The following is a 15,644-nucleotide window of genomic DNA, read 5'->3' as shown; positions in this document are numbered from 1 at the left end:
AGACCATAATGTATTCGAATCCCTTTCTGCATCAAAAAAGGTTCGTTGGTCAATAGATCAACGGACCTTTTTTGCATCTTAGCACGATTTGATGGATTGCCTTAATGCTATAAGCCGTTGCACAGGCGGGCGTCATTTACATAGTCAGGTTAATCGAAAACTCTCCGTGCGATCTTGGTAATACACAGGAGACCGAGTGACATAAGTTTCATTTTCCTGCATTAGACAATCGATTGCGCTGTTCACGCAATCGATTTCGTTTGTCCAATACTTTTTTTCCAAGGGATATCCCTCTAATTTAAGGGGCTGAACTAGTCAATCTTAAACTGAAAAAACTGACTGACGCAATAATAACTAACTATTTAATTATGATTTCAAAATTTACAAGTAACCAAAAGTTAAGCTTGCTTGCTGCTGCTCTTCTTGTGGCATCTTCGCAAAGTACATTTGCGATCGATAGACCTGCCGTCTTTGAGAGTACACCGAACCTAATTGAACAAAATCCGATTACGGGAAAGGTCACTTCGGATAATGGACCACTGGCAGGTGCTACCATTTCGGTGAAAGGTACCTCCATGTCGACATCGACTGATACAAAAGGTGCATTTTCAATCAAGGCCAAGACTGGTGATATTTTGGTTGTAAGTAGTGTGGGGTATAAACCCAAAGAAGTGACTGTAGCTGGTAGTACGATTTCTATTCAATTGGAAGGCGATAACGCGGCATTGGAGGAAGTCGTCGTGGTCGGTTTCGCTAAGCAAAAGAAAGTGAACCTAACTGGTGCCGTACAGGCAATTACGTCAAAAGACTTACAGGATCGCCCCGTGACGAACGTATCATCGGCTATTCAAGGTAAATTTTCCGGTGTAACTATTACACAGAATTCTGGTCAGCCGGGTAAAGACAATGGCACAATACGGATTCGCGGTCTGGGTACGATCAACAACGCCAATCCCTTAGTGATTGTGGACGGAATCGAAAGTTCGATGAATAATATCAACCCAAATGATATTGAAAGTGTATCGGTATTGAAAGATGGTCCGAGTGCGGCAATCTATGGTTCAAAGGCGGCAAACGGAGTCATTTTAATTACTACTAAAAAAGGTGGTAGTGGCAAACCGCAATTAAATTATACAGGATATGCCGGTATTCAGGACCCAACGCGGCTTCCAGAATATATGAATTCTTATGATCATGCCGTGATCCTTAATGAAGCGCTCAAGAATGAAGGAAAAACGACTCGTTTTACAGCGCAAGACCTTGAGCTTTTTAAAAACGGTTCGGATCCAGATGGACATCCCAATACAGATTGGTTAGGGTTATTGTACAAGGGCTCGGGCTTCCAACAAGCGCACAACTTGCAAGTGACAGGCGGCACGGAAGAGGTGCAATACATGGCTTCTGGTGGTTACTTGGGACAAAAAGGTGTGATTAAAGTAGCAAGTTCAGACCGATATAACTTGCGCACAAATGTAGGGGCAAAAGTATCGGAAAGATTACGCTTTGATCTGGGATTGGCCTACAATTATCAACGCATTACTGAGCCAGTAAACCCGTATACCGGTGATATGGCACAGATCTTTAGACAAGTCAACCGGATTCCAAATTTTATTCCCTATAAATATAGCAACGGTGTGTACGGCCGTGGCAGCGATGGTAATCCCATTGCTTGGATGGATATGGAGTCTAAAGATAATATGACCTATAAACATACACAGGTAAATTTCTCGGGTGAATTTAAAATCTTGGAGGGATTGAAAGTGAAACAAGTGATTGGATTTCAGCCCATAGATAATATGTCGTCTAAGTTTGTTAAAGATATTCAATACTACAATCAAAATGGCGAACCTGGCCCTAAACAGGGAATAAATAACTTGACAGTCTATAACTTCCAATCAGAACGATTGACTTTTCAGACCTTATTGACCTACGATAAAAAGATTGGAAATCACCAGTTCAATGTTTTAGGTGGCTTTATGGATGAGACTTTTAGGGCTGACTATTCAAGCGCTTATGCGCAAGGTTTTTTAAATCATGATTTTCCGGAACTCAATTTAGGTAGCAGAGATGGCATGAAAGTAGACGGCGGTGCTAAAAAACTGATTTTACGTTCATTCTTTGGCCGGATCAACTATGCTTTTGCAGACAAATATCTTTTAGAAGCCAATGTAAGGCGTGATGGAACTTCGCGTTTCTTGGGGAATAATCGCTGGAGCACTTTCCCTTCATTCTCTGCTGGATGGCGTATTTCGCAGGAAGATTTTTTCAAGGAATCCGCGTTGGCTGAAGGAATATCAGAATTGAAATTAAGAGGAGGATGGGGTAAATTGGGAAATCAGCAGTTGTCTGCAACATCAGACAACTTATATCCAACGGGAGATGCATTTTATCCAGGAATATTTACAATTGCTCCAGGATTTAATTATCCTTTTGAAAAAGATAAAGTGAGCTCTGGAGGAGCTACAGCACAATCGGCTAATCCTTTACTGCGTTGGGAAGCGACCACAAGTACCAATATTGGTTTGGATCTGAACTTGAAGAATAACCTAGGTTTTGTATTTGAATATTTTGACCGTCGTACCGATGGTGTACTCCTGAAATTGCCTGTTTCAAACCTTTATGGTCTTCCGGCACCTTATCAGAATGCGGGGAAAGTACAGAATAATGGGGTAGAATTACAAATCAATTACCAAAATAGTATAGGGGATTTTAAATATAGCATAGCTGCCAATGGATCCTATATCAATAATCAGATTAAAAAATGGGCAAGCGATGAACCACAAGTGAATGGAACGTTTTATGTCTATGAACAAGGTAGACCCATTCGTTCATTCTACGGCTATGAGAGTATTGGGATCTACCGCTCTAATGAGGAATACACGAATAGTAAAATACAGGGTGTAAATGATAAGATCGGTGCTGGAGATCTGATCTATAAAGATCAAAATGGGGATAAGAAGATTGATGGCAACGATCGGGTATATTTAGGATCGCCAGATCCAAAATTCATCTTTGGCTTAACCTCAAATATGAGTTATAAAAACTTTGATTTGAGTCTATTTTTCCAGGGAGCAGCAAAGGTACAGGGATATCTATGGGGCGAAGCCATTGGCGGGATCTCTGGATCGGATAAACCAACTACCATCTACGCCGATCGATTTAATGCCGAAACCAATCCAAATGGATCGATGCCACGCGCATTAACGAGTTGGACACAAAATAGCCCTTCGGGTACCCCTTCGGACTTCTGGATTCAAAACGCTAGTTACGTACGCCTAAAAAATATCACTTTTGGCTATACGCTGCCAAAAACATTTACGGATCGAATTGGAATCAAGGGGGCCAAACTTTATTATAGCGGCCAAAATCTGTTGACATTCACTGGATTTGCTAAAGGATTTGATCCGGAGGCGCCAGCTGATTCACGCGGTAATTACTATCCGCAAGTAAAAACAAATGTCTTTGGTCTTAACGTAAACTTTTAATTGTAAATCATGAAACTTAAAAATATAACCATAGCACTAAGTGTTGCGACACTTTTATTTTCGTGTCAGAAACTGGATCAAGAACCTTTAGATGCCTATAATGCTGATAATTTTTGGAAAACAGAAGCGGAGGCGGACTTTGCTGTGACTGGATTGTATAGTGGAACAAGTGATGGGGACGGAAAAATGAACGAGGGCTCTGCCTGGGAAGATGGAACGCAAATCTTTTATATGGACTGTACTTCAGATAATTCCAATAGCGATTTTCCATGGGAGGGCTTTCAAGGTCTAGGAAACGGTACAGCAACACCAACAAATTCTGGAAATGCCGAAGCAAGGTATACCTATGAACATATTCGTCGTGCAAATTATATCTTGGAGAATATTGATAAAGCACCGATGGCTGTCGAAAAAAGAAAAAAGTTGATAGCCGAAGTTCGGGTGATCCGTGCTTACAGATACTTCGATATGGCAACCTTATTTGGAGCCGTGCCAATCATCACTAAAACATTAGCTAAAGAAGATGCTTACATTCCAGCGAATACCCAAAAAGAAGTGCTGGAATTTGTGGAAAAAGAATTAAAGGAAGCTGCTGCTGATTTGTCTTACGCAAGAGGCGGTGCGAGAATGTCCAAAGGTGCTGCCTTAGGGCTCTTGGCTCGTTGTTATGCCTTCCAGAAAAAACATCAGGAGGTAATCAATACTACCGAAGAAATCATTTCCGCAGGAACCTATAAACTTTTTGATGACTATGCTACTTTATTTGAGGAGGCAAATGAAAATAACAGTGAAGTGATGATGAACATTGAGTATATAGCCAATGTACAAGGGTATACCATGCTTGGCATTATGCTACCCAATTCCATGGGGGGATGGGGATCAATTGTGCCTACCCAAAGTCTGGTAGATGCATTTGAAACGGCAGATGGAAAAACCATTAGCGAATCGACAAATTATAATCCTGCAAATCCTTATGAAAATAGGGACCCGCGCCTGGGGGCAACTATTGTTTACCCTGGAGCCTCGTACAATGGCAAATATTTTGATCCGCTGAACCCAAAATCAGAAGATTACCCTTCCGGTCCCGATAATGCATCCAGTACTGCCTATAACTACAAGAAGTATATCCAAAACCCAGGCAGCTATGCTAACATATGGAATGTTGGAACCAATATTATTGTCATGCGTTATGCAGAGATGCTATTATTAAATGCAGAAGCAAAAATCGAACTGGGAAAGATTGATAACAGCGTATATGAAAATATAGATCTGGTACGCGAACGCGCCAAAATGCCAAAAGTTGACCAAGCTGTATATGCCGGTCAGGGCAAATTACGTGAATTGGTACGCCGAGAACTCCGCGTCGAACTGGCGGGTGAAGGACGCCGTCGTTTTGATATTATCCGCTGGGGAATTGCGAAAGATGTGATGAACGGTCCGGTGAATGGTGCTTTGTCACAAGGAACGGTTGATCCAAAAACAGGGAAAGTGACCTACACGTCTCTGACTGACCGCTTTTTCTCCGAAAACAGAACATTCAAAGCTGACAAAAATGAATTATGGCCAATCCCACAAGCTGTAATTGATAACAGTAAGGGGACACTGAAACAAAATCCAGGTTATTAATCGCACATTTAACAGGATTTGGGAATACCTTTTGAGTGTGGCGATGAGTTGATTGAAAACGGTTAAGCACTAGTTGCTTAACCGTTTTTTTATTTGATTTTTTGTTGCTATTATTTTCGGTCCAGCTCTTTTTTAAAAGTGCTTGGCGACTGTCCATATCTCTTTTTAAATGCTGAAGCAAAATAGGAAGCCGATGAAAAACCGACACTGCTGAAAATCTCATTGATATGGAGGCCATCTGCCATCAGGCTTTTGGCTTTTTTGAGCCTCCTTTCTACAATATATTCGCTGATGCTACAGTCGAGCAACTGTTTAACCTTTCGATAGAGCTGCACGCGCGATAAGTGAAGTTCGCTGGCAATATCGTCGACGCTCAGCCTTGAATCAGCCAGCTTTGATTCAACAATCGTCGAAAAACTATTGAGAAAGCGTCTGTCGCTCTCGTTAATGCTATCAGACTGTGAAGTATCAAATTGCTCCACAGTGCTGCTATATTTTTCTTTCAGCTGATGCCTCGATTGTAGGATATTGGCAATCCGCACCTTAAGGAGGGCTGCATTGAATGGTTTGGTAATATAGTCATCTGCCTTTAAAAGGCTTCCCTCAAGGATAGTCTCTTCGTTGGCAAGTGCACTCAACAGAATGACTGGAATATGAGCGGTCTGATAAAAGGTTTTAACATCTTTGAGGATATCTAGGCCACTGCCGTCAGGCAGCATTATATCGGTGAGTACCAAATCCGGGAAGTGCGTTTTCATAAAATTATTGGCTTGACGCGAATCTCTGGCCAACAATAAATTGTAGTCGCTTTCTAAGATAGATCTGAGGTAGTCTCTGATTTCATCATTATCTTCGACAATCAGAATGCTTTTTGATTTATCAGAATGAAAGGAAAGATTCTTTTGGGGGGACTTGACCTCAGGCTCCAGATGTTCTTGCTGCTTGAATACGGGCTTTATGCCAGATTCATCTTTCAGGAGCTCTTCCTGCTCGTAATGAGCATTGCCGATGGGCATCCGTAGTGTAAAGATCGAACCATGGCCTAATTTGCTGCTGGCTGTGATCTGGCCATGATGTAGCTCGACAATCTGTTTGGCGTAAGCAAGACCAATCCCAGAGCCATTCCTGCTACCGGTCCCTTGATAGAAAGGATCAAAAATATGCTCTATATCGATAGGCGCGATTCCTAATCCATTATCCAATACGCGTAAGTAGAAGTAATCTTTGAAGCTATTTTCTTCCAATGAAATTTCAATTCTTCCACTGGCTGCGGTATGTTTTATGGCATTGGAAAGGAGGTTGGATAGCACCTGTTCCATCAGGTATTCGTCAATCCATACTTCTTTTAATATACTTTTGTTAACGTAGCTGACGGATATTCTGTTTTTTTTGAGCAGCGGCTTGAAGCTGTTGATTACCTGTTGTATAAAAGGGTCAATCTGTACTGCTGAAACTTGAAGCTTGATCTTTGCTTTGCTGATGCGATGGATATCGATGAGATCGCTTACCAGGCGTTGCAATTTTTTCGCACTTCGTTTGACACGTGACAATTGATCTTTGATATCGTCGGCAAGATCCTTCCGTGTTTCGAGATCCTCTATCGGCGCCAGGATAAGGGTGAGGGGAGTTTTGAACTCGTGGGAGATGTTGGTAAAAAAATTGTTTTTAATTTCCGCTGCCTGCTGAATCTGACTGTTCATCTCAACGATTTGTTGCTGCTGGGACAAGATTTCGCCATTTTTGATTTCGAGATGTTTGTTCTTCTCCCAATTGCTTTTGATGACAATGACTGAAACACCGCCAAAAACGACTGCGAGCACCAGACTGACAACAAGGACATTGAGTACAGACTTTTGATTCTGATAAATACGGTTCTGTTCGGTAATAAATTCCTGTCTTTTGTCGATATCTATTTGTTGCTGTTGGATCTTATGGGATTGCAGTGCGAGTAGTTCTGCATTTGTTTTGTCAATAACGGAGGTAGCAAGGATGTTCTCGCGTTTATAAGGCTGATTGTTGATAATCGCTAGCGCTATTCGGATTGCTTCAGTGCCGCCTGTGGGGTACAGCATGGAAGCATACATATGGCCTTGCATAATCTGTTCCAAACCATTGCCTGGTCCGGGCAGCGCATCTACACCGATGATTTTAATATCTTTTTTGGACTGCGCTTCGTCCAGGGCTTTTTTTACGCCCATGGCCATTTGGTCATTGAAAGTAAAAATGACATCGCATTGCGCCATCTGACTGATGTGCTTTCGCGTTTCGGCATAGGCAGTATTTTTTTCCCATCCCCCGTGGATAATACTGCTTATTTGCATGCCAGATGCTGCCAAAATACTTTGTTTAAAACCCTTTTCGCGCTCGATGGAAGCCGATGTCCCCGATAGTCCGGTCACTAATCCGACTTTGCCTTTGCCTGGAAGGACAGTTTGACTATATTGACCTGCAAGTTTACCAATGGCCAGGTTGTCTGCCCCTACGTATGCATTATATTGACCCGAGGAGGTTTTGCGGTCGGTTACGATCACAGGGATATGAAGCTGGTATATGGAATCAACGATGGGAGTAAGCGGCTCGGCCTCATTGGGTGAAACGATCAACAAGTCTATATCTGCTTTGGCAAGTTCGCGTATCTGGTCAATTTGCATCGCATTGTTGCCATGGGCATCCCGGTATAAGAATTCAATGTCGGGATTAAAAGAGAGTTCGCGTTTCATTTCCTCGAGCATAGTCTGCCTCCAGGCATCGTTCCCAATGCATTGCGAAAAAGCGATGATCCGCTTCTTTTTTTGGCTTACTGATTGACAACCCAAAAAAAGGAATAGGATCAATAGGCTATAAACGGTGTGTCTTCCCATGATTTTTTTCCCTTTACAATCCGAATATACATCATTTCGCTTTTTTTAGATAATCAGTATATGGTTAGTGTATTCATTACACTAAAGTGGATTGAGATAAATATGTATCATTTTCTAAAGGATATGTCTAAAAACTAACAGTTTTAAAAGATTGTTTTATTGTAAATTATTGATATATAAAGGTTTATTGTGTTTTTTAAAATGTTACATAAATATATGTTTTTGCTGTGTCCAAATTTAAGTTAGCATGAATCCTGGGTTAAATTTGAGTTAATCAATTATAGGGAAAACATGAACAAAAATACCGTATTAGCCTGGTCATTTGTAGTGGCATTAGGCGGATTCTTATTTGGCTTTGATACAGCAGTGATTTCTGGAGCTGAAAAGGCAGTACAGGAGCATTGGCATCTAAGCGAGTTTCAGCATGGGCTTACAATGGCTATTGCCTTAATAGGTACTGTTGTCGGTGCTGCATTGGGGGCGTTGCCTTCGGATAAGCTTGGTCGGAAGAATACATTATTTGCTGTGGCGGCACTTTATTTTATTTCCGCCATTGGGAGCGCATTGGCGAATGACTGGACTATATTTATTTTATTCCGTTTTTTGGGGGGAATCGGGGTCGGTGTGTCTTCGGTGACGGCGCCAATTTACATTTCCGAAATTTCCCCTGCAGCTTCAAGAGGCAAGTTGGTGGGCCTCTTTCAGTTTAATGTGGTATTGGGAATTCTGATTGCCTACTTATCCAACTATTTTATCGGACAATTGGGAGAAGAATCCTGGCGCTGGATGCTGGGTGTGCAATGCTTTCCGTCGCTCTTGTTCTTTATATTGATCTTCTTTATTCCCGAAAGTCCGAGGTGGCTGTTATTGCATAAAAATAATTTGTCCGAAGCAACGAAGATCATGAAAAGAATAAATTCTGAAGATTACGAGCTTGAAATCGAGAAAATTCAGGAATCCAATGATAAGATGGCGGGCGAAGGTAAATTATTTATACGTGAAAATGCCAAACCGATTCTGTTAGCCTTCTGTTTTGCGTTATTCAACCAGCTTTCGGGTATCAATGCGATTATTTATTATGCGCCGCGTGTCTTTGAGATGGCTGGCCTCGGCTCGCAGAGTTCGCTGCTATCCACAGTCGGTATCGGTGTTATCAATTTTATTTTCACTTTGGTGGCGATCAATTTTATTGATAAGGTAGGTCGCAAAAAATTGATGCTAGTGGGGTCTCTAGGGCTGATCGTATCGCTAGCACTGGTTTCGCAGGCTTTCTACACCGGACAGACAACAGGATTTGCCATCACCATCTACCTGATGAGTTTTATCGCTTTTTTCGCCTTCTCACAGGGAGCGGTGATCTGGGTGTTTATTTCCGAAATTTTTCCAAATGATGTACGGGCCAAAGGGCAGACATTTGGTAGCCTGACGCATTGGGTGATGGCAGCAATTATAACTTTTTGCTTTCCGGCACTGACGGAGATTCTTGGCGGTGGTGGCACCTTTCTGATGTTTGCCCTATTTATGGTATTGCAGCTTATTTATGTAGTGAAATTTATGCCCGAGACAAAAGGAAGGTCTTTAGAAGATATGGGGCATACTATGAATCTGCATTAAGGAGGTATTTGTAAGGGAAATTAAAATAATCAATTCGGTACACCGTTCTGGCACTCAGCCAAAGCGCGTATAAAAAAGAGTAAATATGAGAAACGGAGATAAATCAATACAGGGTATTTGTTTTGGAGAGGTTCTTTGGGACAATCTACCTACAGGCAAAAAACTGGGTGGCGCTCCTTTGAATGTAGCGTATCACCTGAATAAACTAGGTGTTGTGACGCGTATGCTGACACGCATAGGGCGTGATGAAAATGGAGATGAACTGCTTTCTGCGTGTGAGCAACTGGGAGTTCCGACAACATTTTTTCAGTTTGACGACAGTTTACCCACCTCAACGGTCGAGGTTACGATTGATGCGGAACGCAATGTACAATACGAAATCGTTTATCCTGTTGCTTGGGATAGAATAGCGGTGGATACTGTTGTGCTGGAAGCGGTTGCGGCCGTAGACTTTTTGGTATACGGCAGTTTAGCCTGTCGGGATGAGGTAAGTTTTCAAAGCTTGTTGTTGTTACTGGAAAAAGCACGTTTCCGCGTGATGGATGTCAATTTGCGCGCTCCATATTTCGGTCCCGAAAAAATACATAGCCTTTTAAAATATGCTGATTTTGTGAAAATGAATGCGGAGGAACTGCACATTATTTCGGACTGGAATGGTGCTACAGCTACCTCTACTGATCAGCAGCGTGTAGATCTAATCATGGAACGTTTTGCAATTCAGGAAGCTATAGTAACGTATGGTGCAGACGGAGCAGTGTATCATTTTAAAAGAGACAATATAAGTTACCATTTTCCGGCATTGAAGGTTCAGGTAGAAGATACGATTGGAAGCGGGGATTCCTTTTTGGCAGCTTTTCTGGCCAAGAGGTTTCAGATGCAGGATGGTGTTCAACTTGAGGAAGTACTGGAATTTGCTGCTACGCTCAGTGGTTTTGTGACGCAGAGCAGCGGTGCATGCCCCGCCTACAGTCCTGAAGATATCAACCGCTTCCATTGGCTGAATCCAATCTTTCGCGATAGCGACCTAAAGCTGAAACAATAGCTGTTTATGACAAAATAAAATAACCAACAACAAGACAAATAATCTAATTAATAATCTACTTATAATAACCAATTATGTTTACAAGACAGCAAGTGATGTTGCTCCCGTCTTTGGCGCTCTTTTCGGTAGCTGCTTTCGCGCAGCAGACAGAAATTCGGGGGCGGATTTCGGACAGCGGAACAGCAGCTCCTATCGCTGGAGCGTCATTAGTGGTCAAGGGCACCACTCAGGCAACCAAATCGAATGAAAAAGGGGAATTTGTGTTGCAGGTATCGGGTAACAAAGGTACTTTGGAAATAACCTATGTAGGCTATGAACCTCAGACTATGCAATTGGGTGATCGGAAATTTCTGGATATCCGATTGATCAGCACCGAAAAGGGACTTGACGAAGTGGTTGTTACAGGCTACCAGACCGAGCGCAAGAAGGACCTGACTGGGGCGGTAAGCGTCGTCAATGTGACAGAAATGATGAAAGCGCCTGAAAATAATCCAATGAAAGCACTTCAGGGACGCGTAGCAGGTATGACGGTAACCTCTGACGGTAGTCCCAGCGGAGCTGCCACGGTACGGATGCGCGGTATCAGTTCGATCAACAGTAGCCAAGATCCACTCTATGTCATCGATGGCGTACCTACACAGGGTGGAATGCATGAGCTTAATGCTAACGACATCGAGAGCATTCAAGTCCTGAAAGATGCCTCATCAGCAAGTATCTATGGATCACGCGCAGCAAATGGCGTTATCGTGATTACAACCAAAAGAGGAAAACCTGGCGCAACAAAACTTACGGTTGATGTCTATGCAACCAGCACACATTTTAACAACCGCATGAAAGTCCTTAATGCCCAGCAGTATGGACAGGCGCTATGGCAGGCTACGATTAATAGCGGTGGTAATCCAAACAGCAATAATATTGGCTATCAGTTTGAGTGGAACAATGACGCCAATGGTCTGCCACAGCTGAACAAGGTCGTTATACCACAATATATCGACCGTGAGCATACTATGTATGCCGCGGATACCGATTGGTTCGATGAAGTTTCCAAACCAGGTCTGCTCCAATCCTATAATGCCACTTTGAGTTCGGCGACGGATAAGTCGAGTTCATACTTCTCCTTGGGTTATCTGCGGAATGATGGTACTCTTCGTTATACGGATTTCCAGCGCATATCAGCTCGGATGAATGCCGATTACAAACTTTTTGATGGTAAACTGGTTGTTGGGGAGAATTTTACGGTGAACAATACAGGTGAAGTACAGGTACCCGGAGATGTGCTTGATCTATCCCTGAAAGCATTGCCTATCATACCGGTACATACTGTTGACGGCATTGGTTGGGGCGGTCCAGCGCTGGGAATGAACGATCGCCATAATCCGGTACGCCTGCTGCATGACAACAGAAATAATAAATACAACTATTGGCGGTTATTTGGGAATGTCTATGCCGATTTGCGGCTTATTAAAGACTTGCATCTCCGGACAAGCTATGGGATAGATTATGGTAATTATTATAAACGTAACCTGCAAGTTTCCTACCGTTCGGGTTTTATGAACAGCGATAGAAGTGCTGTCAATATGGAACAGTCACATGGAATGAAATGGACTTGGTCGAATACGGCAACCTACCGAAAAGAGATTGCTAATCATACGATAGACCTATTGGCTGGTGTTGAAATGAATCGTCAGAATGATATTAGTTTTAACGCATATACCGGTGGCGATGGGGCTTTTTCTATAGAAACGCCTGAGTATATGTGGCCTGGCGTGAGCACTGGAATTGCTGCCGTCGGTGGTACCTCGACAGGCTTTTCGCTCCTCTCTTATTTCGGAAAGGCAAACTATTCTTTTGATGACCGTTATTTGGCTTCCTTTACAGTGAGACATGACGGCTCTTCCCGTTTTGGCAAAAATAACCGCTTTGCAACTTTTCCGGCCGTAACAGCGGGCTGGCGGATTTCATCCGAACGTTTTATGGCGAATACCAAAGATTACATTTCTGATCTTAAATTACGTGTGGGCTGGGGGCAGACTGGTAATCAGGGGATTGGCAATCTAGCGACTTATGCACTTTTTGTGCCTGAGTATGGGATAGGTGACCCAACATGGAATATCATCGACGGTACTGCTTATGATCTTTCGGGTTCGGGAACCGGAATCTTACCTTCGGGATACCGGAAAATTCAGACAGAAAACAACGACCTAAAGTGGGAAACTACGACACAAACCAATATCGGTTTGGACTTCACGCTGTTTGGCCAAAGTCTTTACGGGTCGGTTGATTGGTATGTCAAAGCAACGAAAGATATGCTGATTAATCCCGCCTATATTGGTGTTGTAGGTGAGGGTGGTTATCGCTGGGCCAATGGGGCCTCGATGGAAAACAAAGGCCTGGATTTTACTGTGGGGTACCGCAATAAGACCGCTTTTGGTTTGGATTATGATGTGACTGCTGTCTTATCGTCGTATAAAAACAAGGTAACTCACTTGCCTGTAGCCGTGGAAAACTCCTACGGTGGACGCCAGGGGGATAATATTATTGGTAGACCGTTGGGTTCGTTTTATGGTTATTTAACCGATGGAATCTTTCAAAATCAGATGGATGTTGACAATCATGTCAACCAAACGGGGAAAGGGATTGGGCGATTGCGCTACGTAAATGTATACGATGCAGATCAGCAAATTACAGACATGGACCGTACTTGGATCGGAAACCCACACCCTGATTTTTCCTATAGTTTGAATATCGCACTGAAATATAAGGGCTTCGACCTTTCAGCCTATTTTCAGGGGGTACAGGGGATAGATGTTGAAAATTGGCTGAAAAAACAGACTGATTTTTGGAGTGTAGATGATGTAAATTCCAACAAGGGCGTGCGCCTGCTCAATGCTTGGACACCGCAGAATCCAACTTCGACAATTCCAGCATTGCAGACGACAAACAATAATGATGAAGGCCGACTGTCCAATTACTTTATTGAAAACGGATCCTATATGAAACTTCGAAACCTGTCTATTGGATACACGTTACCCGCAGCAACCGCTTCTCGTTTGCGGATGAACCGGTTACGCGTCTACCTTACGGGACAGAATCTGTTTACTGTCAAATCGAAGAATTTTACAGGTGTAGATCCGGAGAATGTAGGCTGGGGCTATCCTATCCCTACGACATGGACTGCGGGAGTAAATATTGGCTTTTAGCAAAAAGAAACCGGGAATCCTTAAATAATGGACAAAATAACCAAAAGAATCATCCATCCATATGGAGCATGTTAATAAATAGAATTCCAATGAAAAAAATAACCAATAAACTAGCGATAATAATGATGCTGTCAACCGGTCTACTGTCCGGATGTACCAAGTTTCTGGAGCAGACCCCCAATGCTGTACTCAGCTCCGACCAGGTAAAGGAACCTGAAAGATTACTGACGGCTACATATGCCGCTTTGGGCAATGACCATTATGATGTACCTTTTAGCCTCTGGCCTTATGGTACAGTAAGGTCTGATGACGCGTACAAAGGTGGTTCGGGGCCGCAGGATATTCAAACGTTCCATTTTTTGGAGGTATCCAGCAATATTACGACCAATTTTGCGGAGTTGGATAAACTATGGTTTCAGCTGTATGTCGCCATTTCACGTGCCAATACGACGATCAAAACGATTCAGGAAATGAATGGTTTTGAAGGGAAGGAGGGAAAATTGGCCGAAGCAAGGTTCCTGCGGGGGCACTTCTATTTTATGCTTAAGACGCTCTTTAAGTATGTACCCTATATCGATGAAAATGTGCCAATAGACAATTATGAAACGGTATCAAATCGAGCGTTGAGCAACGATGCACTCTGGCAAAAAATTGTCGATGACTTTCAGTACGCGGTAGATCATTTGCCGACCGCGCAAACGGAAATTGGTCGTGCCAACCGAATTGCAGCTGCTGCCTATCTTGCGAAAACATACTTGTATAAAGCTTATCGTCAGGACAATGCCGAGCGACACGCCGTAACAGGAATTAGTTCGGACGATCTGAATAAAGTGTTGGAAAATACAGACATTGTACTTTCCTCAAATCATGTACTTGAAGCGGACTTCGCTTTCAACTTTTTGCCCGGGAAATATGAGAACGGTACAGAAGCAATTTTTTCAGTTCAATTTTCAAAAGATGATGGAACTAAGTTTGGCCGTGTGAATTTCTCGGATGTGCTCTCTGTGCCAATGGGTGTGGGCTGCTGCGATTTTAATAAACCTAGTCAGAGCTTGGTGAATGCATTTCGCACGACAGGAAAGGGGGTACCCCTTGATAACTATAATACTTTAAATACGTTCAACGCTTCAGAAAAATATGATCCCAGGTTATTTCACACCGTAGCGATTCCGGGACTGCCTTATAAATACAATACCAAACGCACCTATCAAGAGAGCTGGAATCGTAATCCGGCGGACTATTCGGTCTATGCTTCGCTGAAAGAGAATGTTGATCCTGATTGTGATTGTTTTGTACCAATGGCTCCCTTTTTTGCGAATACGAAAAATCGTATTGTGCTGCGTGTGGCCGATGTCTTGCTAATGCGTGCCGAAGCACTTATAGAATCGCATCGTTCGGCCGAAGCCTTACCTCTGATCAACCAAGTACGTCTGCGTGCAAAAAATAGTGCCACAATGACGGGGTATGCTACAGATAAAATGCTGATCGAAACGTATAAAAATGGTGAAAATATCATATGGAATGAGGAAAATGCACGGAAGGCTTTACGTTGGGAACGCCGTTTGGAATTGGCGATGGAAAATGGCCGATTCTTCGATCTGGTACGCTGGGGAATTGCGGATCAAACCATGAATGCGTATTATGAAACGGAGAAGTCACGGCGTTCTTATTATGCTGTAGCTCATTTTACGGCAGATAAGAATGAGTATTTGCCTATTCCCGAAGCACAGATCAGATTGAGCAAGTACCTCTATAAACAAAACCCAGGATATTAAAACACTGTAGGAATGGGCAGAACAATATGTATAATGGTATT

Annotated in this window: 7 protein-coding genes; 6 read left to right on the top strand and 1 reads right to left on the bottom strand. The window is 42.8% G+C overall.

The genetic code is table 11. The features are described 5' to 3' along the window. Window positions 1-368: 368 nt before the first annotated feature. Both ABTV71_RS21115 and ABTV71_RS21110 read left to right on the top strand, forming a co-directional pair. The gene (locus ABTV71_RS21115) at window positions 369-3,485 is read left to right on the top strand and encodes a SusC/RagA family TonB-linked outer membrane protein (protein WP_433900950.1); all 3,117 of its coding nucleotides are present in this window, start codon (window positions 369-371) and stop codon (window positions 3,483-3,485) included. 9 nt (window positions 3,486-3,494) lie between these two features. Further along, entirely contained in the window at window positions 3,495-5,111 is a 1,617-nt protein-coding gene (locus ABTV71_RS21110) for a RagB/SusD family nutrient uptake outer membrane protein (protein WP_433900949.1), read from the top strand. Between the two features lie 110 nt (window positions 5,112-5,221). Here ABTV71_RS21110 and ABTV71_RS21105 read toward each other — a convergent pair whose 3' ends face one another. After that, the gene (locus ABTV71_RS21105) at window positions 5,222-7,972 is read right to left on the bottom strand and encodes a substrate-binding domain-containing protein (RefSeq protein ID WP_433900948.1); all 2,751 of its coding nucleotides are present in this window, start codon (window positions 7,970-7,972) and stop codon (window positions 5,222-5,224) included. A gap of 291 nt (window positions 7,973-8,263) precedes the next feature. On the opposite strand from ABTV71_RS21105, the gene ABTV71_RS21100 reads away from it, so the two are divergent. The 4 genes from ABTV71_RS21100 to ABTV71_RS21085 all read left to right on the top strand — a co-directional run bounded on the left by ABTV71_RS21100 (window position 8,264) and on the right by ABTV71_RS21085 (window position 15,603). After that, window positions 8,264-9,586: a sugar porter family MFS transporter gene (locus ABTV71_RS21100; protein ID WP_433900947.1), complete on the top strand. Its 1,323-nt coding sequence runs from the start codon at window positions 8,264-8,266 to the stop codon at window positions 9,584-9,586. Between the two features lie 85 nt (window positions 9,587-9,671). Beyond that, entirely contained in the window at window positions 9,672-10,628 is a 957-nt protein-coding gene (locus tag ABTV71_RS21095; RefSeq protein WP_121122407.1) for a carbohydrate kinase family protein, read from the top strand. A gap of 74 nt (window positions 10,629-10,702) precedes the next feature. Further along, on the top strand, window positions 10,703-13,828 hold the full coding sequence (locus tag ABTV71_RS21090) for a SusC/RagA family TonB-linked outer membrane protein (RefSeq protein WP_433900946.1): 3,126 nt from the start codon (window positions 10,703-10,705) through the stop codon (window positions 13,826-13,828). Between the two features lie 89 nt (window positions 13,829-13,917). Continuing rightward, a complete protein-coding gene (locus ABTV71_RS21085; RefSeq protein ID WP_433900945.1) occupies window positions 13,918-15,603 on the top strand; it encodes a RagB/SusD family nutrient uptake outer membrane protein in 1,686 nt (561 codons plus the stop codon). The last annotated feature ends 41 nt before the right edge of the window (window positions 15,604-15,644 follow it).

Source organism: Sphingobacterium puteale (assembly GCF_050986225.1).
Lineage (GTDB): Bacteria > Bacteroidota > Bacteroidia > Sphingobacteriales > Sphingobacteriaceae > Sphingobacterium > Sphingobacterium puteale.
Note: the sequence above shows the minus strand (reverse complement) of the source record. Positions and strands in the feature narration are given on the sequence as shown.